Here is a 25,401-nt window from a genome sequence, read left to right on the forward strand (position 1 = left end):
GAAATGATATAATCATAACAAAGAAATATGAAAGATCACTATGGGAGGTAGCAGATGAAAAAAATAAACAAATTTATATCTTCTCCTCTTGAATTTGAGGTCTTGGAGCATGACCAGGTGATTGCCAAAGTGAAGTTGGATTATAGCAATCAAACGGTTGAAGTATGGCAAGATAAAAGTGTATCGCCTGTTTTTCTCCCTTTTCCAAGCAAGTCTAAGGTAACCGTTGGGGATGTACTGGATTATTTCGAATCAAGATGTTTCCCTCGCACCAGACATCATGCCGATAAAATTTTGCAATCATTAGGTCTGAATGATTATGTAGCTTCGGAGATCGTAAAACAAACACATGGTGTGTTATATGATGATTATGTCTGGATTAGATTTTCTAATGAGGAGTTGTCTTGTGCTGATGTCCATCCCCGTTTTGCAGGTGAGCAAGGATTCTCGTAAGACTTTTGTCAGTAGTAGCAAGATTTTGAGATAGTTGCTCAAATTTTAAGATTCCAGATTCGAAAGTATGAACACTTATTTTTGTAACTAGATATTTATAGTCTTTCGGCTTATGATCATTGACGACAGCGAGATATTCAAACCAAATAAAACAGCGCCACCTGAATCGTTCTGGTGGGCGCTGTTTGTGTAATCTTTTTTGAGCTGGATAAAAACTTGAATCCCAGATTGCCGATCTTGGCGAATGGATAGATGATTTTCTAAGGAACTCAGGACATCTTATTTGGCCTTCCGCTCCTCTTCTTAAATTCTAAGGAACCTCAGACACGTTATCTACCAAAATGCCCTTATAAAAACACTGAAAACGGCTTGTTAATCGGATATAGAGTGTCTCAAGTTCCTTAGATTTCTGCACGCGCTTCAAATCGTTGAATAAGACCTCTCAGATTCGTCAGTGCCTGCTCGCACTTGAAAGGTACGTTCTCATACATTCAGGATTCAGTGCGCTTGCCTACGCTGAACACGTTCAGGTTCGGTTTCGGGTCTCACTAGAATTGAAAACTCGCGCTAATTCAGCTCAGTCTGTCCACTTGCGAGTCGATCTGCGATCTCTTCGGCTTGTAGAATAGAGGTATAGGGATCAGCAGTGAAATATTTATGAATATCCAGTTTGTAGATATGGTCGTTCTGCACCGCAGGCAGATTGTCCCAGACGGTAGGCAACAGGGAGTGATCTTTCGTGCCTTCTGTAACCATCATCAGCAGGTAATCACCTACATACTCTCCAAAGACCTCCGCGCTAGCTTCCAGGTTTTCTTTGCCTTGGTCCAGAAGATCTGATTTTACCTTGGGTGCCGGAGTTAGTCCAAGCAATTCATAGGCTGCTCTTCCACCACGATTGGCGCTGTTGCCGATAATGGCTGGGTTCTTCAAAAAGTTAAAATCGGCAACGGTGAAGGTGGCACCGTCCGGAATGACACCTTTAATTTTGGCCTGAGCTGCTGCGATCCGTTGTTTAAATGATTCGTTCCAAGTTATAGCTTCTGCTTCGCGGTTCAGAATCTCGCCCATGGCTGTCACTTCTGCTTCCATGGAATCATACTGATCGGGTACGAATACGACAGTCGGAGCGATTTTGGAATAGGTCTGAAATTTCTCCTGGTCCCATGTGATAATCAGATCCGGTTCCAGCTCTACCATTTTCTCAAGTGAAACCTCACTATGGTTACCCAAATCCGCGCTATCCACAAGTTTGTCACGCAGGAACATTCCATAATCCAGCAGGCTGCTCGGCACACCAACAGGTGTTACGCCGACAGCCAGAACATGTCCTATATTCCAGTCAACGACAACCCGCTCCGGGTTGAGGGGGACTGTAACGTCTCCCATCATCGTAGAGAGTGTTCTTGTCTGTGGTGCGGCGTTTTCAGTTTCTGTGGCGACGGGTTCCACCGTCTCTTTCTGGTTACAACCACTAATGAATACGGCCATGATCAGCAAAACAGGCAGGGCGATACGATACCAAGCTTTCTTAAACAACATGACAAACCCTCTTTCTAATTGATAATGATTTTCATTTAATATAACTCTAGAGGCAATCTTGCGATTGCACAATAACCGTTTCGGAAGCGAAAGCATAACCATTTCAGAACAGACGTACAGGTTGAACTGAGAATGATTATCATATATGATGAGGCGAAGCTTTGGATGTAGTAACGAGGAAACACAAAGAAAGGTCCATGAAGATGAACATAGAAGAATACGGGGCATTATGGGAGCATATAACAATCCGATTACTGGATATTCGAATCATTACCGTTAACATCAGTGAAGATCCTAATACGTGGACGCTTCCCTCGAATGCTTTTTTATTAATAACGGATGGCAAGGGGCAGATCTGGCTTGGTCAGGCGATGCATCACATTAAAGGAACATATATTCTGCACGCCTCCAAAGGAACACGCCTGGATTGTCTGGCTAAGAAGCCGATGGAAATACATATGTTGTCTTATTCGTCACCAGAGTCAGAGAAGCCAAATACTGAAAGATCCCAAACATATACTGGGGTGGAGTCTCTGCAAGTCAGTTTTGGTTTTGAACCAGCGTGTCCATTGCCATTAATTGAAATCATGCAGTTGATATACAGACAATGGAATGAACTACAGTCAGCAGGCCGGATTCAAACCAAGGCGTTGTTCTACCAATGGCTCGCCGAGATGCTGAAACAAATGCAGGAGCAGAGGTTTAACGATGCTAAGCTGGATCGGGTAGATCAGGCGGTGCATTATATGAAACGTCACTACGGGGAACCACTCAAGATAGAACAGGTAGCTGAAATGCTGAATTGTAGTCCAAGGTATCTGAACCAATTGTTTCAGCTTCAATTAAATACGAGTCCCAGCCGTGTGCTGTCACAGATTCGGATGGAACAGGCATTAAAACTACTGGTGAGCACGAATGGGACCTTACAAGAAATCGCGGAGAGAGTAGGCTATGAGAACGGCTACACGCTAAGTCGTTATTTCAAGAAACATTATGGTGTATCTCCTGAGTTTTACAGAAAGCGTCGAGAGTGCGGTGCTCCAGATGTAGCCCTGCAAACATCCCAACCACATGCCGCTCTGGAAAGTCATTATTCGGGATGGAGCGAACGAACGGTACCCATACTTGAAGCCGACCAGACCTGGCCAGAACAGGAGATTGTAGATTTGAAAGGAGTCCAAGTGAGGAAACCCCCAGCGCCCGCGGTACCAAGAGCCAGAACTCGGATGCTTGCCACAAGCATGGGCGAGATTACGATACCGACCAAGCCTAGCCGTGTTGTCGTGGACTGGAATTTGGGAGAAGTGCTGGCATTGGGAGTGACGCCTCTCGGAGCGCCGCATTCACTCATTGAAAGTAACCAAATGCTGGAGCCTTATATCTATGATCAAGTACAGGATATCGGCAATCATAATTTTATCTCGCTCGAAAAAGTGCTTGAACTGGAGCCCGATTTGATTATCACCTGGAATCCTGCTGCCTACGCTTCCTATGCCAGAATTGCACCTACGGTGGTCTATGGAGAGACTGGTTACGGCTCTGTCGCGGAGGAGATTCGAGAGATGGGACGTATTCTGAATCGCCAGACAGAAGCCGAAACATGGATTAACGAATACGGGCGGAGAGTACATACTTTGCAGCAAACGATCCCGGGCAAGGTCTCCGCAGAGAAGACATTTACCGTCATTGATCCGAACTGGGGAGAACATATTACCCTTGTGGGAAATACGGGAACTCGTGGAGGTAAGGCAGCCTACGGGTTACTGAACTTGAAGCCAGCAGGCAAGGTTCGCCAGGAACTATTGGAGCCGGGCCTGGAATACCTGGATATTGCGCGGAGTGCGGTAGGTGGGTACCTGGAGGACTACCTGTTGGTGTTGGATAATGGTATAAGACACGAACTTGATCAAGCTTCAGGCAAACCATGGCAGAAGTCCATCGAGACAGATCACTGCCGGATTATTAGCCTTGACTGGAATAGATATTTTCTATCCGACCCGTTGTCTGCGGTACTTCAAGCCGAGGAAATGGCAGACCGGATTATGGCATATTAATTGTCGCTCACGCAATGAACTGTAAGACTTATCGACCAGATATCATATATGCATATCCCGAAATGAGCGAACCATATATGTGAATATCTGGTGAATTTCTCGATGTTTAAGTCCATGATGGTTTGTTCTCCATTATACTTGATGAAAACGGACGAGGAGATGGACTCCAAATGAAAAAACAAATGTGGATCATTGCAAGTGTTGTAGTTGTGATTGTAATCGGAACCTATCTGTTTGCAAGCAATACGGGCAAGGAAGAGGCGGGTACAGCCAATGCGCCCAACATCCGAAAATTGGTGGAAGATATCAGCACAGGAAAAGAAACACCGGAATCTGCCTCCATTAATGCCAAACAGTTAATCGTCACCGATCAAGATGAAAAAACCATTACATATGATTTGCCTGAAAATGAATTTTTCCTTTCCATTGCACCCTATGTGGACCAGACCCATCCCTGTGCAATTCATAGCTTGACCGGTTGTCAGGGGGAAATGAGCAATAAGGAATTTAGCGTTACCATTCACGATTCTCAAGGCAACACTTTTATGAAAGATGCAGTGATTAAGTCTGGTGCGAACGGATTTATGGATTTTTGGGTGCCTAGAGACAGAACCTATCTGATTCGTATTGTTGGAGATGGAAAGGTTGCAGAAACGCAATTGTCTACATATGAAAATGATAATACATGCATCACTACGATGCAGTTGAGTTAACAGCAATCAATAGAAGGGAAGGATGGCTTTTGAGCTATTCTTTCCTTTTTTATTTGATAAAAGAATGGGAATAAGGTACTTTCCATTGACAAAAATTCATTCCTACGGCATAATCCAATAGTGATAATGATAATTGTTATCATATAAATACATATTAACAGGGGAGAAAAGAGATATGAAAAAAGGGTTGAATGGACTGTTGATTATGCTGGCCTTTGTGCTGGTTTTGGCGGGTTGTGGTAAAACCACGACTACAACAGATACAAGTCAAGGTAGTGGCTCGGGTAGTGCTCCGGCTGAAGAGACAGCAGGTCCTGTTACCGTGAAGCATAAACGTGGAGAGCTTAAGTTGGACAAGCCAGCAGAACGTGTTGTTACGCTTGAATGGACATATACGGAAGATGTCGTTGCCCTGGGTGTTCAACCAGTAGGTAACGCAGATAACGCTAACTATAAAGTGTGGGTAACATCCGAAGCAGCACTGGATGACAGTGTAACGGATATCGGAACACGCAGTGAACCCAATCTGGAAGCTATTGCTGCATTGAAGCCAGATCTCATCATTGCTAATGCGGATAATAACACGGCGGTCTACGATCAGCTGAATGCAATTGCTCCAACGATTGAATATGATCCGTATGATGGTGACGGCTATGATTATGACAAGATGACAGAGATCTTTAATAACATTGCAACAGCTCTCGGTAAAGAAGACAAAGCAAAAGAAGTTCTGAGTGATCTCGATCAACACTATGTAGAAGCCAAAGAAAAACTGGCTGCTGCGGGGAAAGAAAACTTCAATTTTGCACTGACACAAGCATTCACATATCAAAATGCAGTCAGCCTGCGTATGTTTACCGATAACTCGGTTGTGATTGGTACTTTGGACAAAATCGGACTGGTTAACGAATGGAAGCCGGATAAAGTTGAGAACTATGGCTTCTCTACAGTAGGTATTGAATCCTTAACCGATGTGAAGGACAGTAACTTCATTTATATTACACAACCAGACGATGACGTCTTTGGCACAGCTATGAAAGATAACTCGGTATGGAACGGACTGAATTTTGTGAAGGAAAAACGCACATATCAACTCGATAGCACAACATGGACATTTGGTGGACCGATCTCCTCCAGAGTATTGGTTGATGGGGTAGTCGAGGCGATTACCAAATGAGTTCGGTTCAAGGATCTAAGCCAGCTATGAATTGGCGCACAATTAGCATATATGGGGGCGGTCTAACCGCTCTCATCGTGCTTTTTTTTGTAAGTCTGTGTTATGGAGAAGCTTCCATTCCTTTGCATGTCGTTTGGGACGCTCTTACAGGCAGACAGGATTCATTAGAGCACAATATGGTCTGGGACTTGCGCATGCCGCGTACAGTGATTGGTATTCTTGCGGGTGGCGCACTGGCTGTTGCGGGCGCTTTGCTGCAAACGATTACTCGTAATCCATTGGCTGCTTCAGATACGCTGGGCATTAATGCAGGAGCGTACTTTGTGGTGGTGCTGGGAGCAATCGCTTTTCCAGGTCTATTAAGTCAGTCGCCTTTTCTTTTCGCAGCACTAGGTGGTTTGCTGGCAGCATTTGCGGCTTATTTCATGGGCGGCGGACGAACATCAAGCCCGGTTCGACTTGCGTTGTCCGGTATGATTGTATCAATGGTGCTTGGTTCATTTACAAGTGCATTACATATTTTTTTCTCCATGGAGACACAAGGGTTGTTCCTTTGGGGCTCCGGAACACTTGTCCAGAATGACTGGAGTGGTGTGTTTTATGCTTTGCCTTGGGTGGTTGGTATTACCCTTCTCGCGTTAATCCTGTCCAGACAGTGGGATATGCTGGAGTTGGATGAATCAACGGCTTCTTCCTTGGGACAAAAGGTTACATTGGCTCGTGCAGTAGGGTTAATTCTTGCTGTATTGCTGGCCGCTGTGATTGTCAGTGTAATTGGGCCGATTGGCTTCGTGGGACTGGTCGCACCACATCTGGTTCGATTGAGTGGTGTACGTTCTAATCGATTACTTTTACCCGGTGTGTTCATATGGGGCGCAGCGCTCCTGGTTGGAGCAGATGTCCTCGCCAAGATGGTGCATAACTCCAGCATGGAACTACCAACGGGTGCTGTTATGGCGATCATTGGTGCACCGTGGCTCATCTGGCTTGTTCTTACACGGATGAAGGCTGCGAACGGATCAGGCATGTCTACTTCAATGAGCACAGGAGGAGCTGCGCGTCGCTTTGCATTTGGCCCGATGGCTGTATTATTCTCAGTCATAACGGTCGTGCTTATCTTGCTCAGTACGATGTTTGGCGGTATGCGAATTCCTCTGGCCGATTGGTTACCAAGTCTGTTCCAATCGGATGGATTGTTCTCCGCGCTGATTCAGCTCCGGATTCCGCGTACTCTTGTTGCCGCAGGTGCAGGAGCTGCACTGGCAATTAGTGGTGTGCTCATTCAGATGGCGGTACGTAACCCGCTGGCAGATGCTTCAATTGTTGGTGTGTCCTCAGGTGCAGGGCTTGGAGCGATGATGGTCATCATCTTATGGCCGGGTCTTCCGATATACTTGCTGCCAATTGCGGCAATCATCGGTGCAGCCATTGCTGCAGTGGTGGTGTTCTCCCTCGCCTGGAAGAAAGGACTGAACCCTTCGGCGGTTGTGTTGCTGGGGATCGCAATGTCTGCCATTGCTGGAGCAGGTATTCAGATTCTGATTGTCCGTGGTGCGGTATACGGTAGCAGCGGATATATCTGGCTGACAGGAAGCACCTATGCTCGTACCTGGGAACAGGTGAGGGTTATCGGATTATTTTTAGTTATTCTGGTACCGGTGGCTTGGTGGTTGGCACGCAGATTCGAACTGCTGGTATTTGACGACAATAGTGCATCCGGGCTTGGTCTCGGAGTACGTCGTACACGATTATTGGCCATGACAGTTGGTGTATTACTTGCAGCAGGTGCGGTTGCTTGTGTAGGAACCGTTGGTTTTATCGGCCTGATTGCACCACATATGGTACGGCTACTGACGGGGAATAAGTTAAGACGATCCATGTTCCTATCCGCATTAGCGGGTGCAGTCATGCTGGTGCTCGCCGATACAATCGGCAGAACCGTCATGGCACCGACAGAGATTCCATCAGGCATACTCATTGCGATCATCGGAACACCGTACTTCCTGTATCTGATGTATCGTTCCAACTGGCGCAAGTCTGTATAAAAAGTTCAAACCTGAAGCCTGCTCCCCGAGCAGGTTTTTTGCTGTAACGGTATGCCCTCCAGCCATGATCTTATGTTCCTGTTTAACCCGGTTGCATAGATATTGGATCATTGGACCTGACGTGGTACCCACAGATAACCTTACCCGATGAATGGCTAGTTCATCTGCAAATGACAAAATCCCCTCACGTCTACAAGAAGTAGAGACCACGTTATCAAACGTGAAACTCTTACTCTCTGTGGACCTTGAGGGGACTTTTTGCTTGAGCACATTCGAATCGTACTCCCGTTAGCTGGATTTCAGAATCCCGCTGTCATCGACGGATTGTACCGCTTGTTGCAATATTTCATTATCCTGAACAAGCGCGAATCGAACGTAACCTTCGCCTGAAGGACCAAAGGCACTGCCTGGGGTTGCGATGACTCCTGCATGTGTAACCAGATCCATGGCAAATTGCTCCGAGCTGTCGTAGTGCGCCGGAATCCGGCTCCAGACGAACATCGTTGCTTCAGGTTTAGCGATGGGCCAACCGAGATTGCTGAATCCATCACAGAGGATGTCTCTTCGCTGTTCATAGATTGCTCTGACCCGTTCAACCTCGGATTGATCACCGGTAATGGCGGCAATTGCTGCTTTTTGGACCGGTAGGAACATCCCGTAATCCATATTGGATTTTAGCTTTTTCAGCATGGAGACCACGGTTGCATTGCCCACACAGAAGCCGATTCGAGCTCCTGCCAGTCCGTACGTTTTTGACAGGGAATTGAATTCCACACCGACGTCCATGGCGCCAGGGAATGCGAGGAAGCTTCCACATGACTTTCCGTCAAACACGAGCTCGCTGTACGCATTATCGTGAAGCACGATAATATCATACTTCTTGGCAAAGGCAATCAGGTCAAGATAGAACTGATCCGGTGCCATCGCAGTTGTCGGATTGTTAGGATAGGAGACCAGCATGAATTTTGCTCGATGAGCGATATCTTCCGGTATATCCTGAAGTTGAATAACATACCCGTTTTCTTCTTTTTGCGGCATATAATACAGTTCTGCACCTGCCAGTAACGGCCCATCCGCGAAGACGGGATAGCAGGGGTCAGGGACGAGCACCAGATCACCTTCATCGACAATGGAGAGGGATATATGTGCCAGCCCTTCCTGTGAACCGAGCAAGGAACAGATCTGTGTTGCCGGGTCTAACTCGACCTGATAGCGCTGCTTGTACCAATCGCTTGTAGCTTGCAGCAATTCACTCTGATCATTCACAGCATATATATAATTAGCCGGATCAGCTGCGGCCTCGCATAGTGCAGTTATAATATGCTGCGCAGGTGGGATATTCGGCGTACCCACACTGAGATCAATAACGGGCTGACCGTTCTCCAGTCTGCGGCGTTTGATCTCCAGCAACCGGGTGAAAATTCCTTCGTTGAAATGATCCATTCGTTTGGCAAAGTTCATGATGATGATTCAGCCTCCAATCCTCTTCGTACGCATATTCATTAATAATAAATGGACAGCGACTAAAAGAGAAGAGCAGGGGAAAGCTTGCGGATCATGACTTTACTTTAAACTGACTTAGTTCGTCTTGCAGTTTGCCAGATAGCTGGTTCAACTGTTTCGACAGATCCGCTACCTGTTCGATACTATCCAGCTGATCCTGCGTGCTGGCGCTTACTTCTTCCGTCGATGCCGAGTTCTCCTCTGTGGTGGATGAGATAATCTCCAGTGCCTGGAATATCTCATCTTTGTGTTTGTGTACATTGGCGGTATTAGTGGTAATCTGCATCATACGTTGCTGCAGATCTTTCAAGTCTTTGTTAATACTGAAGAATACATGTTTGGTATCTTCTACGGATTTGGCATTCTCCTCCGCAATCTTCATACCGCGCATGGTATGTTCAACCGACAGGGTTGTTTTCTCTTCAATAACATTCACCTTTTTGTTGATTTCCTCTGTTGCCTGAGCCGTCTGTTCTGCAAGTTTGCGGACCTCTTCGGCAACGACGGCAAATCCTCTTCCATGTTCGCCAGCACGTGCAGCCTCGATGGAGGCATTCAGGGCGAGCAGGTTCGTTTGAGAGGCAATCTGTTTGACTGTATCCACAAAACTGGATATTTCATTCCGACTCAGGTCAATCTCCTGGATAATAGAGGACATTGCTTGGGTGGACTGGTGGTTTTCGTCGGACCATTTCGATAATTGTTCCACGACCGCAAGTCCTTGGCTGCTTTGATCAGCAGATGTCTGCACGACCGTTCCCATAGCCTGCGCATCGGTAGCAATTTCATCAATTTGGCTGGATAATGAGCCTGTTTTGCGTAAGATATTTTCCGTTTCGATGGACTGATAATTCGTTGCATTGGCAATCTCGTTGATGGCTGTTGATGTGTCATTCATGGTCACAGCCGTTCGTGAGGAGATGGCCTGCAGATCATTCGACGACTGGTTCAGGATTTGCGCCGAGCTGCCGACCATTTGCAGCATGCCCTGAATTTTCTGCACCATGGAATTCAAGCCTGTGGCGATCTGTCCAATTTCATTATTAGATTTGATATCCAGTTTGACAGTCAGGTCACCTTGTTCAATCTGTTTAATCTTGGCCAGCAGCTGTGGTATGGAGCGTAACAGACGGCGAAGGGTAATATAACAGATAATCACAAGCAGAAGGGTGGCTGCAGCAAAACCGCCAAGCGTAATCCACGTGAATGTTTTTAATTCCGCAAGAACTTCTTCTTCGGATATGGTCAGACCAACGGACCATCCCGTATCTTTGCTGGTAGCGTAGCCGATATATCGACGTTCCCCATTGTCGTTCATAAGTTGTACGCCGTTTTCACCGGCAAGCATTTTCTTGCCGATGTCTCCCATGTCCCCCGTACTGTTCAGGATGTTCTCCTTCAATACCTTCTCTTGATCCGGATGGTACAGAATTTCCCCGCTCTTGGATAGCAACATGGAATAACCTGTGCTTCCAAGGGAATAGCTCTCCATAATCGCCGGGATATCCTTGAATGCAATATCCGCTGCGGCAAAGCCGATCGTGTTGTTGTTTTCGTCTTTGATCGGATAGAAGATACCCATGAGTACATCGCCTGCTGCAATATCAATGTACGGATCGGAGAAATAAAGTCCGTCTGCGTCAGTAACCGGCTTGTAGTATGGACGTGACTGGATATCAAAGTCCGGTGCAGATACGACACCATCATTTTGAATCCAAAAGCCTTTTCCATCCAGGCCCGCGACCCAGGCATCGGCAAACGAAGGCTCTGCCTTAACGATAGCGGCGAGTGTCGCCTGTGTTTCCGCAGCGTAGGTTGAACTTTTCGCATCCGCAGCAGATGCTGTTGTTTCTATGTATTGCTGAAATAATGTGTTGGTGGACATTTGCTTGACCAGTGCACCTTTTTCCTTGAATAGTGCATCAAATTCACTAACAATGGCTTGTGTCTTGGTCTGGAGCATGGATTCCTGCTGTTTCACCAGAATGTTTCGTGTGCTTGCAAACATAAATGTTCCCAGCACGGCAAAGACAACTACGATAATGATCAGCAGCACAATGGACAACGTATTTGCCATACTAGATGTCCGTGCTCCCGTTTTCCCCCACTTGTTCAACATGTTCGACATATTCCATCTCCCCAGATGATTAATAAAAAGCTCAAAACGCCTAAGTTATATGTCGGCTTAATCTATAGTTTTATGTAGATTTCTGTCGAATAATCCTGAAAGCAACGGAAAGGAAAGGCATGAGTATGAGAAGGGTGAAAGGGGAGGGATGAAAAAAGAGGAAAGGAATGAAAAAACGGGATCGGTAGTGGTTCATCCAGGCGATCTTGTTTATAATGGAATGAATTGGAACTATGGATGGAAAAGGGGGATTATCTGTGAGTGAGTTATGGCATGCTTCAATACAGGGGGTTCCATGGAATGCCGAAAAGATGCACCAGGCGGTGCATCTGTTGCGTCGCAGAGCAACGGTTCATTTTCGCGTTGACGCGGATACATACGAGGACCTTGCCGAGCTCGATGCCAAAGTATTCTTTGCTCGGCCGGATCTGATTCTACACATATCACATATGGACCCTAAAGGGGTATATTCATCCGGATTTTTGGGGCGACTGGCACAGTTGAAACATGTGTCTGCCTTGCAGCTTGATCTTTCGCAGGCTCAGGATTTGACGATACTGGGTGCGATGGAGCAACTGCAGTTTCTAAGATTGAATTCACCTGCAAAGGCAACCGTGCTCGATTTTATTAAACACTACAAACGATTGACCTTTCTTGAACTGCGTGGCAAATTCAACGGATTTGCTTCCATTGCGGCATGCCTCCAACTGCATACGCTCATTCTGAACTGCACGGTCGAAAGTGCTGATGTGTTGGCGGAACTGCCTATGCTTCAGTATCTATCCCTGGATCACTGTGAGTTAAAAGGGGGACTGGATGTATTGACACAGTCGACCATCTCGATGTTGAAGCTCAGCTCTGTTCGCAAACTGACGAGTATTCAGGGACTCGAACAGATGCGCGGGCTGGAATATCTGCATCTGTCCTTGCCCAAGCTGGAGCAGTTATGCGACTTTTCCCATATGACCTCTCTCAGACAGCTCGAACTGGACTATATGAAATCGTTGCGGGATACCAACCATCTATGGACAGCCCGTGCTTTGGAGTCTATTGAACTGAAAGAGATTAATACGGCACTCAAGGCGGATTCTTTTGCTGGACTAACCGGGTTGGAGCACTTACGCCAAATCGATTTTCGTTTTATTGATGTTAACAAAGGACGAATTGCAGCTATGCGTGATCACCTGGACAAGGCCGGAAAATCCCATTTGTTATATGAAAATATCCCTGAGCAAGAACGCCTGAATTCTATAGGTATTGCGCACTTGTCGCATGTATTAATGTAAACGGGCTTCTGTCCAGCGTGTGTATACAGAGCGCACTCCGGTGAACGGACCGATTGAGGCGTGTAGATGTCATTGCTATCTAGGTGTTCGTATCCGTTAATGCAGGCATGTTGATCTCTTTCACGCAGGCCGCTTTGGACAAGCTGATGATACATCGAACGATGGCGACCATATCCTGCAGGGGAATGCGGGTCCCATCATACTCGGCCAGTGCACGTTCCATCCCGTCTTCATACGGAATTTCTGCCGCCAGTTCTCCCGGGTTGATGCATGTCACAGCGATGCGGTCATTCCTCGTATGTTCTCTTAGAGCTTCCGTAATACCCCGTATGGCAAATTTGGAGGCGACAAAAGAAACCTGGCTGCTGCCTGCATTGCTCAAACCGGCTGTTGAACCGATCAGGATAATCTTCCCTGCTTCAGACTGGCGGAGCTGAGGCAGTAAAGCCTGTATACATACAATTGTAGAAGTCACATTCACATGGATCAGCTGACTGATATCTGCGGGTTCATCCTTATCAAACGTGTAGTGCTCTTCAAATCCTTCCTTTTCCCAGATCCCCACGTTATAAATAAGCACATCCAACGTCTCGCCTTGAAGTTGGCTGGCAACTTGCTCCGCGGCCTGAAGCTCGGAAAGATCAGCCTGAATCCATATTCGCTGGACGCCATCCTCCACGGACAGACTTTCCGGCTTGCTGCGAGAGACCACCCAGACCTTATCACCGGATTGCGGGATACCTCTGACAAATGCATCGCCCAATCCCTTGCTTGCACCAAAGACAATTATATTTTTCAAATAAAGCCCTCCTTATCGATTAGAAATTAATAATATTTACATTAATCTATATCTTACTATAGAGGTGATATATGGAACATGAAGTTTACATGAGGTATGCTTCATCCTTATCAAAGAAAAACCACCCCTGCCCCGCAAGGACGGGAGAGAGATGGTTGGAGAGATCATGTTGACATTAATGGTAAAGTTTTAACTCGGCGATGGACCACCACCACTCGGGAGTGTCCGCGGTCAAGGCAATTTTGATGTATCGCGCCGTTTGTCTGGAGAACGTATGTGAGATGACAGGTCCTGTTCCCAGTGCTTCCGTAACCCCTTCCCAACGTTCGCCATCATCAGAAGTGAAAAACTGGAAGTTGCGAGCATAATCGTTGCTGCTGCTGCCTGAGTCCATTGTCAAGCGGCTGAAGCTCTGCTTGCTTCCCAGATCAATCTGGACCCATTGATTGGCATGTTGACCAGATGAAGAGGTCCAGCGTGAATTCAGATCGTCGTCGAGCATCGCCGCAACATCTTCAGAGGTGGAGGCAGTCGCTGTCCATGATGTTCGATCCAGTTCAGCAGGTAGCAGATGATCCTGTTCCCCGGATATCCAAGGTGTCTGATCAGCGGTATAGACCTCTAATTCAGCCACGGACCACCAATGAGAATCGGTACCCGTCTGTACGACCTTAATATAACGTGCCTCATGCGGTGTAAAAGCGATAGAAAGTAGCGTATCTGATCCTTCACCCGAAGCCAAGGCTTTTCCCCAATGCTCTCCATCCAGAGAAGTATATATTTCATAACCGCGAGCAAAGTCTTCCCGGCTGTGCGCGCTGTCCAGCACAATCCGATTCACTGGCTGCGAGGCTCCCAGATCAAGCTGAATCCATTCGCCGCCTGTTTGAGTCTGACCGGAGGTCCAGCGTGTTTGGTCCAAGCCGTCGAGTATAGCCACTGCATCGTCTCCGGAGGAAGCTGTCACGGACCAGCCATCTGGCAGCAGCCTCTTTTGTTTGCCCGTTCCATTATGATGAACAAACAACTCGGAGATCGTCCACCATTGATCGGAATCCCCGATCTGCACCATTTTCACATAACGTGCTTGCTGTTCAGGGAAAGTGATGGACATGCGTCCAGGCGTGCCTTCGCCGCCCGCAATGGATGTGCCCCAGTGTTCACCGTCATCCGAGACATAAATCCGATACTGTCTCGGATAGTCTTCTTTCGCATGGCCCGGGTCCAATTCTATGGCATCGAAAAAACTCTTCTGGCCGAGGTCAATGGTAATCCATTGTCCTTTGGTTTGCTTCCTACCGTTTGTCCATAGTGTATCTGAACTTCCGTCCAGCATATTGGCTGTAACATCTGCTCCTTGAGTAGAGGAGGCGGTTACGATCCATGAAGAGCGATCTGGAGGCGGTACGGGCTGTGGGAGCTCTGATGTTGCTTCAAGCTTGCCAAATCGGGCAAGCTTTAGTTCAGAGATCGACCACCAGCTGTCTGCAGAGGAAGTCAATACAATTTTGACATAACGGGCGGTTTGCATGCCCAAATCAACGGACAGACTTGGAGATGTTCCTGCTCCCTCTGCGATAGGCTCGCTCCAGTTCTCGTTATCTTTGGATACGTAGATTTCGTACCCGTGAGCATAATCACCGCCGTTGTTGCCGGAGTTCATGAATACCGTATCCATAGTCTGTTCGCTACCCAGATCGATATGCAGCCAATCGCCGGGCTTCTGAATCTGTCCGGATGACCAGCGTGCAGTCAGATCACCGTCCACCATGCGCTCTACCGGCTCCGAACTGGAGGATGCCGTAATAGTCCATTGGCTCCGATCGAGATAGACTACACCCTGAGAGGCATCCGGCTGTTTAACGACGGAATGTTCCAGCGGGTTAACCTTTACTTGCGCTTTGGCATACACGGTAGCCGAACCCAAAGCGCCATGGGCATTGTAGAAATGAACGGTTTTGACAGTGTCGGACGGATTCCAGATTTGAGCTGTATAGACGCCGTCTTTTTCATACACGGTTGCTGCCGGATCATCTGCCCATATATCCATCGTGCGTGTTCCCGTAGAAGCCATGCTGTGCATGAACCAGTACGCGTTAAAGACTTCATTTTGCTGCATCTCGCTCGTATTCCATTTGGCTAGAGCACCTTGCGGGTCTCCAATGGACTGGAATGGCCAGATAATATGCTGCCATGTGCGCTCCTGCTGACCACCCAGGTCCTTAATGAGACCATTGTAGAGAGCCTTAGTATTCTGCGGATCACGTCCATAATAGGTCATCCATTCCGCTGGCGGCAGCCAGTGAATACCGTAAATATGCTCCGCCTCATTAGAGAAGTACGTTCCATACAGGTAGGCGCTGCCGTACACATGACCTATCGTAGCGTGTTGGTAATCCTCCAGCCAGTTATCCCCGTCATAGTTAAACCAGTATTGCTCGGCAGCTTTCTCTTCGGTCATGAAGCCCCAGATCCCGGTGTCGCGATAGGCTTTGTTGCCTGTCACCTCACCCCACATATATTGGCCGACCCAACTAAAGAGCGCTTCTCCTGCGGCCTCCTGGTTATTCCCGCTGCGATTATCGGCGTAACCACCTGCCCAGGAGTGACCAGCGTACGGATCAAAATTGCGAAGCCATGGAAACTGATCATCTGTCCGTGAAGGATTGGCATAGTCCCGAATCAGAAGCTCAACCATGTCGCCGTAATCTTGCAAGAATGTTTTGTCATATGTGGCCAGTACAGCCGATGCAAAAACGTAATAACCGTAGGTGAAATGATGATCTGTCAATCCGGTATTAACACCGAATCCGCTACCGTAAGGGAAGATGGTTCCCCATTCATCCGAATAATAAAAATAATACGAGTGCAAAGGTTCGTCCGGCGAATAGGTATACCAATCTGTCAAAATGGTTCGAAGCAGGGACAGATAGTTGTCTCGTCGTACCGTATCTCCTATCTGGTCGCTGATGAGCACACCCAGCGCAAGCGGATGAAGCTTTTTCCCTTGCCAGTAAGGATCCTCGATCATCAGATTGCCTGCCGTATCCGCGTCAAGCTGATCCAGATAGCTGATTAATTGTGCACGCGAGTAGGTTGGATCATCTGGCTCCACAAATTGCGGAATAATGCCATAGAATCGATCCTGTGTCGTAAACGTATTGCCTTCACTTACTTTCATGATGCCGCGAATGGAAGGGTAAGCAAGCTCCGTTACCGGAGTAGTCGCTAGTTTCCATTGGTGCGGCAACAAGGCCATCAGTGTCTCGGAGGAAAAGCCTGCCCGCTTCGTCCGGGTTACCGAGTTGAAGGTAGTCGTTACCAGTGAAGTGCTCTCATTATAATTGTAGTCCACTGTTGTATCGGTTACAAAGGCGTAGGCATGCCGGTAATAATAAGACAGTTCTGCCGCGGACGGCAGGGTAGCCAGTGACAGATAGTTTTCGCTCTGGCCCAGCTTGATTTTGAGCGTATTGCCAAGTTTCATAAATACGGTTCCTTCAGGTGCAAAGATCCCGTAGTTTCTTGTAAAGGTCTGAGGCGTGGGCGCTCTGTCCTGATTGGTTACTTCAACACCGATATGATCGGCCGTCAGCGATTCTCCATCATTCAGAACAATTTCACGGTTCTGATCATCGAAGAGACGTGTGATGTTGGGAGAACGAACAATAATGGTATCCGGGTTATCGAAGGTGTTGTACAGGAAAGGGGAACCTTTCACAAACGTGGTATTCATTTTGGCTGTGTCATCATCGCTCATGATGATCGTGGCGGAATAATCCCCATATCCCGCCACCTTGGTATTTACCTCCGCCGGGTTCATATTGCTGGTGCTCATGATCAGATCCGGTTCACCGTCAGCGTCCATAGAACCGCCATCAGCCGAAACGTAACCAGCTCCGGGATTCAGAAGTTGAAGTCCTTGTTTGGTATATCTGCTTTTAAGCGGGAGTGTGACCAAACTGTTGCCATCCCCCAGATCGGATACAAGAATAGACTGCCACCAGTCATTGGAAGGGAGGGGCGCTGTGATGTCAGTCGTGCGATTTTTCGGGTTTTTCGGCTGCAGCATGGTGATGTCATTTACAGCGTAACTGCCGGAACCCACCTTTACCGAGGACGGTTCAGGGATATTCGGAATTGTATGCACAGGTGTGGCATCGCCTTCGATATACTCGTAGACGTCGAATGCGTACAGGGAGTATCCGTTGGTTGTTCCTCTGCCAAGTCCGGCTAATTTCACATACCGTGCTTCGGCATATACCGGAATCTCATCCCGTCCACCGTCGCTGTGCAGTTCCCGGTATAATGTAGTCCACTGGTCTGCATCATTTGATACTTGAATATCGTATGCACGTCCAAAAGCGTTTTCCCATTGTAGGGATACGTTCCCGATTTCCCGGACTAGTCCAAGGTCTACAACAATCCATTCCTGATCCTTGTAGATGGAAGACCAGCGTGTATCCGGACGGCCATCCGTTACATTCCGGGCTTCGTAATTCCCTTTTTCCATTTTGGCTTTATCCTCGGCTGAACGGCTGGGCTCATCAATTTCTTCCGAAGACGCTGTAACCGGTTGTCCTAGTGCAAGGTTCATTGCTAATGGTTTGGGAGGTGGATTTGCTCCGCCCGTCCCATATACATTGAATTCGTATACAGAGACGCCATAGGCTGGCTGTGCTCTTTGATGACTAAACAAGCGCACATATCGTGCCTCCGCTGTGACCTCGATTTCTGTCAGGCCGCCTTGCCCCTTCGTTGTCGAGTAAACAGACTGCCAGTTGACCTCGTCGTTGGATACTTCCAGATCAAAGGCGGAAGCATACGCATTTTCCCACTGGATGGAGATGCCCGAGATGGAGGCCACCGTGCCTAAGTCAACATAGATCCACTGCGGATCTTGCTGCCATATGCTTTCCCAGCGGCTGTTTTTGTTGCCGTCAACCACAAGATCTGCCGTATTGCCGCCCAGAGATGAGGAACTGTACACAGGCCGGTTCAGGGATAACAGATGATGTTCCTCATCTGCGGCGTTCACTTTTGAGACCGGCCACAGCGGGATGCTGCTAATCAACAACAGAACAGATAACAGCAAGTTCATGTAGATGTTGCGTGTTTTTCCTCTTTGACTCGTTCGTACCTTCATATGACTACTCCTTTGTTAGCCCTTGCCATCTCACCAGACAGAGCTTCTCTTCTTCTCTTACTCGCTACCGTATGTATCATTTTGTTTCCCGTGTTGCTTTTGTGAGATGTGAATCCAATGCTCAACACGGGATATTCAGGTGCCCCATTTTGTATATCGATCATTTTGTCTGGAATATAAAGGTTTTTTAATCGTTTTCGTGGAAAAAGAGACATATGTCCTACATAATGTATGGGGAATGTGCAACTGTGAAATCAAGATTCGGAATCGTTGTTCTCCAATAATACGATATCTTCGCCCCGTTGTTGCCTGAGAGCAATATTGTCCCTCCCCCAAGCACACATGACATCCACGATGGTGTTGGCGGTAACGCCATATTCTGTAAGTCCATATTTTACTTTGGGAGGCATCTGTTGGTAGACATGTCTGGTGACAAGGCCGTCCCGCTCCAGCTCGCGCAATTGTTGAATTAACACTTGTTCCGGGATTTTTAAAAGTTAAAAGCTGAAACTCTTCATAAGAAATGTACTGAAAAGGACCTGGCTCACACATGGTGAAGTCCAGGTCCTGATCAATAAACGAAACATTAATAACCGAATAAAACTACATTTATTCTACGCGGAAATAATCGAAATCTGCATATCCTCCGGTAGACTTCGTTGCATAATTGAATAGTGCAAACCGGTATCCCATAAAGTGTGGCAGGGTGTAAGACATTTGAAGTGTATTGCCAATGGTTGTCCAGTTGCTACCATTCAGGCTATAAGCAAAGTAGGCTTTGTCGGTTTGGTTCGTAAAATCACAGATGACGCGTAGATAGATTCTGTTCTGGTTTAATGGCACAGTTGCTACTTCAGTCATGGTGCCGGAGCTGGCATTAGCCATAACGATGGATTTGGTGCTGCCCGTCATTTTTACGCCGACAAAACCATATTTGGCCTGAAAAGCAGCGAGTCCAGCATAATCACCATCCTTCATGCCGGCTGTATCCAAAGCGGTCATCCCTGTGCTTTTTGGACCAAAGGTTCGTTGTGTCAGGGTGTTGCGGGCTTCTAACAGGTTTTTGCTGATTTTGCCTGCGGTTAACCGCATGAAACCGGGCCGCTGGAGCAGGGACCAGTTGGCAGCATCAGGGTTATGATTCCACTGCCAGAAAGTACCGAGACTGGATGTACCGGAAGATGAATTGCTCGTCAGGGAGACGTCATCTACATAAAACGCCATCAAATCATTGGTCGGGTCCGGATTCGAGTTATACGGTGTTTCCACAAAAATAAAGCTTTGGGACAGGTCTGCATTTGACGGAACGGTATACGTACCTTGAATGGTACCCCACTGTCCGCGAGTTAACGTTGCACTGCCCATAATGGTAATTCCGGTGTAACTTGCACCGTTCTGGATGCTAAGATTGAACGTTTTGGTTGCAGGACCAGTAGTGTATTTGATCTTTGCCGAAAAAGAGTATGTTCCTCCCGGTACCAGCTTGCCTGTAACCATCTGTTTGGCTCCGCCTGCTGTCTGCTGTCTGCCGCTGACGAGCAGACTTTTTGTACCGCTGAATGCTTCGGCATTCGTTAAGTTGATGGTTGCCGTATTGTTGCTGGTCCAGGGCTGAATGCTACTTTCCTCAAAGCCGCCGTTCACTAACAGTTGCGTTACTGAGGGTGTGCCTGATGTGGTTGCGTTAAACTCATCGGACCCGTAGATTTTGGCAGCAGGCTGACCTTCAACGGGCATATTCATGTTAAGGGGAACCTTGCCGTTCACCCCAAACACAGGCCAGTTATCCGACCACGTCACTGGAACAAGATAGGGGATGCGTCCAATGGCCCCGCTATCACGAAACAGCAAGCCGTACCAAGCGCCGGATGCGGTATCCACGATGCCTCCTTGGGCGATTCCCGAGTCTCTGAGTACAACTTTACCTGTGTATGGACCTGTCAATGTGTTTGCGCGATAGGCAAGCTGAATGCGACCATCACCTGAAGGCCAGGCAATCAGGAATACATAGTACATACCATTGATCTTCTGAATATGTGCTCCTTCTGCCTTTACAATCATGTTGGAGCCGGCAACACTGCTTGCGTTTGGAATCAGGACCTGATTGAGCCCGCCGGATTTGACGGCTTTGGCATCAGGTGTCAGCTCAACGATACTGATGTTATCACTGCCATGAACAAGAAAGGTTCGATTCCCGTCAAACAAAAGGGAGGGGTCATGGTAATAACTGTTCAATGTGTAAGGTGTCCATGGCCCTGTTTCAATATTGCTGGTTTGGTAAATATACGTCTTGCCCGTAGAAAGCGAGCCAAAGGCAACATAATATATACCGTTGTTGTACCGCAAGCTGCTCGCCCAGGAACCACGCCCATACTCGTTTTGTCCATTGTTCAGATTCTGTATATCCCCGTTTCCAAGCGTATCGTATACATAGTTTACGATGCTCCAGTTGACCAGATCATAAGACTTCATGACCGGGACTCCCGGATTCATATGCATCGTTGTGCTTGTCATATAAAATGCATTGCCTACCCGAATGACGTCACTGTCAGGAACATCCGCGTAAATAACCGGATTGCTGAACGTTGCGGCCGAAGCTGCCGGACTTGTCAAAGGGAATGATGTTATAAGCAAAGGAAGAGCGAGTAGAAGAGCACTGATTTTTTTCCACATATTCTATCCTCCCAATTGATCATGTCCTAGGAATTAAAGCGAGTACTCCAGATAATCAATGTAAGCATCCCAAGTGCCATTATCCGTTGTTACGACCAGCTTGATTTCCTGATTGCCTGTAGCGTGAGTGATGCCGGTGAGGGTTTGAACGGTCGGCTCCGTTCCCGTGAAGTAGAAAGAACCAGCGGTTACACCCCCGATGACCAGATCAACACGGGCTGTACTATTATTGTTGGAAGCGCCGCGGACAGAGAATTGATGGGTTGGGAATGCAAAATATTGATTGTATGCTGCATAATCATTGTTCCCGTAAAGAGCGACTCCATTAAAAGGGGAACTGATTACGCCAGCGTATTGGCCGCCAAGCGTCATATTCTCGGCTTCGTAACGGGTAACGTTTGGATTGGGATTAGGATTTGGGTTTGGGTTAGGGTTGCCGCCCGAACCGGATGTGAACTGCCAGTAGTCCAGTTTGAACAGATTTCCATTGCCCGAGCCTGTAAACACCAGATACAAACGATGCACCCCTGTAGCATTGGTAACATTGGTCTCCATCTCGCGCCAAGTTTGCGAACCGCCAGTTGAACTTACGTTAAGTGTTCCAACTAGTGGGCCTGTCGGACTGTCCAGTCGAACCTCGATGTTGCCATTTCCGGTAGAAGCGACATTGGCCTTGAACTTGGAGGCTCCAGCTGAGCCAAAATCAACATTGCCAACCGCGATCCAATCCCCGTTATGAATATTAGTGACATTCTGATTGGCTACAGGTCCACCGCTCGCTTGACTCGGTTCAGTGTTAATTCCTGCTTGCCAGCCAATGGTTTCGGCTTCCACGCGGACATACGGGTTGAGGTTAGTGGTCTGAGGTACACCTGTCATATTCCCCTGAACTTCCTGGATTGTTCCATCCGCATTATGTGTCAGTTTGTTGATATGTGTGGAACGGTACCCTTTACCATCACCGAGGAATGCCTTGCTTACCGTTTGCGCATGGTACGCCACATACCATTCGTTGTTGAATTGGAACACGGCATGGTGGTTATTGCCGCCTACACCGAAGAACGTGCCAGGATTTTTCAGAAAGTGTCCTTTATACGTGAAAGGCCCCATCGGGCTGTCGCTGACCATGTATCCGATCTCACCTTTTGGATATGCAGTGGGGTGTGTTCCCGCGAAGTTGATGCAGTAGGAGTAATAATATTTGCCGTTATACTTGTGGATGCCAGAATCTTCGAACATATAAGGAGAATCAATAGTCACAGCACTGCCCACCACACTGGTCATGTCGGCACCGAGACGAATGACCCGAGCTGTTTTGGGATTGGCAATGGAAGCAGCATTGGTATCGTTCGGGATGCCGCCTCCAGCATACAAGTAAGCAGAGCCATCATCATCGACAAGTACAGCCGGATCAAAGAGCCATGTTACGCCGGACATACCCGGTGTACCGTGAGTCAGGAGGGCACGACCAATTGGATCGGACCACGGTCCAATGGGGGAATCAGCCGTGAGTACGCCAATACCTCCACCCGAGTTGGCAAAGTACAGGAAAAACTTTTCTTTGCCAGCAATGGTTTTCTTCGCCATGGCAGGAGCCCAGGACTGAGTAGCCCATTTGGCAATTCCTTGTCCATTATTGGCATTATTCGCACCCGCTACCGGGATGGAACCATGGTCTGTCCAGTTCACCATGTCAGCTGAGGAGATGACGTTAATTTTCCCGATCGTGCTGTACTGGTTCTCTCGGACAGAGCCGTCACTGTTGTACAGATATGCATCACCTGTCATGTAGACATAGACCCGATTGTTATGGACGAGCACATAAGGATCGGCTCCCAGTTTATGATCGATGAGGGGGTTAGAGTTTCCAGGAAGTTTGGCAACGGCTGCATTGGCTGCATGGCTTGATTCCATGGGCAGGGTGACAAAGATTAACAGACACGACAACAACAAAACTAGCGGTTTACGAATCATACGTTTCGCCTCCATGAGATTGGATTAGTTGGTGAGCTAAAATTCAGGATAGCTGAGATGATGAAATGCCGAAAAAACGAAAAGATTTTCCTCATGTCACCCCCTTCTTGAAATAATGGTTAGGTTGGCTGTTAGGATAAGTCTTCATGTTGTCATATATGGTTGAAGCCAGACAACCTGTGCACCGGGTACGTGGTCACGGCAGCAAGGGGAGTGGCTATAACCCGAAGTAAGCCTGCATCTGCGGGTGCGATTAGAAAAGCTATAATCTGTCAGGTTTCTTTTTGTAATCGCTTTCAATAAAATGGGCTAGAACACTGAAATTTGGCGAAGAAAGAGGTTTGGCCACATTTAAATGTAATTATCTTTCATATTTTCATTTAAATGTTTATTAACTTGACGATATCATATCACAATTTTAAGATAATACAATCTTTTTCTATTTTTTAGTAGAGGATGAAGAAAATGATTATTCTATGTGTTTAACATTGGGCTTGATGGTAAAATACGATCTCATATTCTATAAAACTACACTTTCAAGCATAGCTTTACCCGGCCAACAATTAGATACGAGAAAAAGACGTCTTAAGCTGTGACCGTTTCCCTGGAATCTACCAGAGGAACGGTTATTTTCGTTTTTTTCTGGAATCGATCCTGGTTATATAACAAAATCTACTCTTACTTGCTGACCAACTTTGACATTGCATAATTTCTTCTCTTTGTTGTACATATCCCAGTTTTTGTATAGCCAAAGCCCTGTGCGTAAAAGGTTATTAAGTGATAATGGTGGGTTGCCCCCTGTGTTTTGTCCACACCGTTGATTGAGTGTTTGAATATTACTATCGAGTGAGCTTATGCCAAATACTGCTAGAGTCAGAGGTTCATAAAGGTGGGATGGGAAAAATGGCTATTTTGTCAACTGGGCCGATTGAAAACAATCCGGTTTCCGGGGTTAGACCGACACAACAGGTAACGATTAGATTGGTAAGTCGGGCTGAGGTGGATTCTGTAACAGTATCCATTCAGGGGTATGTGCTAAGCACAACAAGAACGCTGTATGTGAGTGAAGTAATCAGTATTGCCCCTAATGAAGCAGTGACCAGAAATTATTTTGCAGATTTAGCTGCTTTTGAGTTTGTTTTTGGAACAGACGTGGAAGGTGTGGAGGAAGTAGGGATTTCAGTGTGGGGCAAACAAGCCTCTGGGCAATTGGTAGATGCACACCGGGTGGTGGAGCACGAAAAAACAGTTAATGACAGCTAAAAGATAAAATTTACTCAAAAAGGAGATGTAACGATGAGCTTTTTATCAACAGGGCCAATAGAAAATAATGCTGTTAGCGGTGTAAGACCGACTCAGACAGTTACAGTTAAAATTGATAACCGCAGTGATGTGACTACCTCAACCATACAAATACAAGGGTATTACATGAGTGGTGGAATGAGAGTTCTGTATGTCAGTGAGACTTTCGACCTTGCACCCAATCAGGTAATAACCAACAACTACTTTGCCAATCTGGATGCCTTCGAGTTTACTTTTACAACAACAGCGACGATTAATGATCCTGTTCAAGTATCCGTATGGGGTAAGAGCAGCACAGGCGCTTTGGTAACAGCCCATCGTTTGGTTTCTTCCGAATTGCTGGGCGAAACCCCAAGCATCAACGGAGCTACAGGCGCAACTGGGGCTACGGGGGCGACAGGCACACCAGGGACAGCTGGAGTGACAGGTGCAACAGGAGCACAAGGCACAGCAGGTACAACGGGAGTAACCGGAGCAACAGGCACAGCAGGTACAACGGGAGTAACCGGAGCAACAGGCACAGCAGGTACAACGGGAGTAACCGGAGCAACAGGCACAGCAGGTACAACGGGAGTAACCGGAGCAACAGGCACAGCAGGTACAACG

The 25,401-nt window shown here is 47.3% G+C and carries 15 protein-coding genes and 1 pseudogene; 8 read left to right on the top strand and 8 right to left on the bottom strand.

Annotated features, from left to right (window positions below; all coding sequences use genetic code 11):
• The first annotated feature begins 54 nt into the window (after positions 1 to 54).
• Positions 55 to 453, top strand: a complete 399-nt coding sequence (locus tag PAEAM_RS24065; RefSeq protein ID WP_036617460.1) for a hypothetical protein — start codon at positions 55 to 57, stop codon at positions 451 to 453.
• Positions 454 to 1,020: 567 nt separating this feature from the next.
• Here PAEAM_RS24065 and PAEAM_RS24070 read toward each other — a convergent pair.
• On the bottom strand, positions 1,021 to 1,995 hold the full coding sequence (locus tag PAEAM_RS24070; protein WP_165790041.1) for an ABC transporter substrate-binding protein: 975 nt from the start codon (positions 1,993 to 1,995) through the stop codon (positions 1,021 to 1,023).
• Positions 1,996 to 2,198: 203 nt separating this feature from the next.
• Between PAEAM_RS24070 and PAEAM_RS24075 the strand changes: the two genes are divergently transcribed.
• From PAEAM_RS24075 to PAEAM_RS24090, 4 genes are all read left to right on the top strand, one after another.
• Positions 2,199 to 4,049, top strand: a complete 1,851-nt coding sequence (locus PAEAM_RS24075; RefSeq protein ID WP_165790042.1) for an AraC family transcriptional regulator — start codon at positions 2,199 to 2,201, stop codon at positions 4,047 to 4,049.
• Between the two features lie 170 nt (positions 4,050 to 4,219).
• Positions 4,220 to 4,762, top strand: a complete 543-nt coding sequence (locus PAEAM_RS24080) for a CueP family metal-binding protein (protein WP_100529244.1) — start codon at positions 4,220 to 4,222, stop codon at positions 4,760 to 4,762.
• 175 nt (positions 4,763 to 4,937) lie between these two features.
• A complete protein-coding gene (locus PAEAM_RS24085; protein WP_100529245.1) occupies positions 4,938 to 5,939 on the top strand; it encodes an ABC transporter substrate-binding protein in 1,002 nt (333 codons plus the stop codon).
• The gene (locus tag PAEAM_RS24090; protein WP_036617472.1) at positions 5,936 to 7,984 is read left to right on the top strand and encodes an iron ABC transporter permease; all 2,049 of its coding nucleotides are present in this window, start codon (positions 5,936 to 5,938) and stop codon (positions 7,982 to 7,984) included. The genes PAEAM_RS24085 and PAEAM_RS24090 overlap by 4 nt, the downstream gene beginning before the upstream one ends.
• 288 nt (positions 7,985 to 8,272) lie before the next feature.
• Here PAEAM_RS24090 and PAEAM_RS24095 read toward each other — a convergent pair whose 3' ends face one another.
• Together PAEAM_RS24095 and PAEAM_RS24100 are read right to left on the bottom strand one after the other, a co-directional pair.
• Positions 8,273 to 9,445: an aminotransferase class I/II-fold pyridoxal phosphate-dependent enzyme gene (locus PAEAM_RS24095; RefSeq protein WP_100529246.1), complete on the bottom strand. Its 1,173-nt coding sequence runs from the start codon at positions 9,443 to 9,445 to the stop codon at positions 8,273 to 8,275.
• A 94-nt stretch (positions 9,446 to 9,539) separates the two neighbouring features.
• Complete coding sequence (locus PAEAM_RS24100; protein WP_207765599.1) at positions 9,540 to 11,615, bottom strand: methyl-accepting chemotaxis protein; 2,076 nt, start codon at positions 11,613 to 11,615, stop codon at positions 9,540 to 9,542.
• Between the two features lie 257 nt (positions 11,616 to 11,872).
• Between PAEAM_RS24100 and PAEAM_RS24105 the strand changes: the two genes are divergently transcribed.
• Positions 11,873 to 12,901 carry a leucine-rich repeat domain-containing protein gene (locus PAEAM_RS24105; protein WP_100529247.1) on the top strand — a complete coding sequence of 343 codons (1,029 nt, stop codon included), beginning with the start codon at positions 11,873 to 11,875 and terminating at the stop codon, positions 12,899 to 12,901.
• 79 nt (positions 12,902 to 12,980) lie between these two features.
• On the opposite strand, the gene PAEAM_RS24110 is transcribed toward PAEAM_RS24105, so the two are convergent.
• The 5 genes from PAEAM_RS24110 to PAEAM_RS24130 all read right to left on the bottom strand — a co-directional run bounded on the left by PAEAM_RS24110 (position 12,981) and on the right by PAEAM_RS24130 (position 23,493).
• Positions 12,981 to 13,700, bottom strand: coding sequence for an SDR family oxidoreductase (locus tag PAEAM_RS24110; RefSeq protein WP_100529248.1), 720 nt, complete (start codon positions 13,698 to 13,700; stop codon positions 12,981 to 12,983).
• A 175-nt stretch (positions 13,701 to 13,875) separates the two neighbouring features.
• Positions 13,876 to 18,846, bottom strand: a complete 4,971-nt coding sequence (locus tag PAEAM_RS24115; protein ID WP_100529249.1) for a discoidin domain-containing protein — start codon at positions 18,844 to 18,846, stop codon at positions 13,876 to 13,878.
• Between the two features lie 254 nt (positions 18,847 to 19,100).
• Entirely contained in the window at positions 19,101 to 19,334 is a 234-nt protein-coding gene (locus PAEAM_RS24120) for a winged helix-turn-helix transcriptional regulator (protein WP_100529250.1), read from the bottom strand.
• A 121-nt stretch (positions 19,335 to 19,455) separates the two neighbouring features.
• Positions 19,456 to 21,519, bottom strand: coding sequence for a beta-xylosidase family glycoside hydrolase (locus PAEAM_RS24125; protein WP_100529251.1), 2,064 nt, complete (start codon positions 21,517 to 21,519; stop codon positions 19,456 to 19,458).
• Between the two features lie 33 nt (positions 21,520 to 21,552).
• Positions 21,553 to 23,493: a carbohydrate-binding protein gene (locus PAEAM_RS24130; RefSeq protein WP_100529252.1), complete on the bottom strand. Its 1,941-nt coding sequence runs from the start codon at positions 23,491 to 23,493 to the stop codon at positions 21,553 to 21,555.
• A 903-nt stretch (positions 23,494 to 24,396) separates the two neighbouring features.
• On the opposite strand from PAEAM_RS24130, the gene PAEAM_RS24135 reads away from it, so the two are divergent.
• Together PAEAM_RS24135 and PAEAM_RS24140 are read left to right on the top strand one after the other, a co-directional pair.
• The gene (locus PAEAM_RS24135; RefSeq protein ID WP_100529253.1) at positions 24,397 to 24,756 is read left to right on the top strand and encodes a hypothetical protein; all 360 of its coding nucleotides are present in this window, start codon (positions 24,397 to 24,399) and stop codon (positions 24,754 to 24,756) included.
• A 33-nt stretch (positions 24,757 to 24,789) separates the two neighbouring features.
• Positions 24,790 to 25,401, top strand: a pseudogene (locus PAEAM_RS24140) (YVTN family beta-propeller repeat-containing protein); the annotation flags it as partial.

The sequence above is a fragment of the Paenibacillus sp. GM1FR genome, assembly GCF_002803315.1.
Lineage (GTDB): Bacteria > Bacillota > Bacilli > Paenibacillales > Paenibacillaceae > Paenibacillus > Paenibacillus amylolyticus.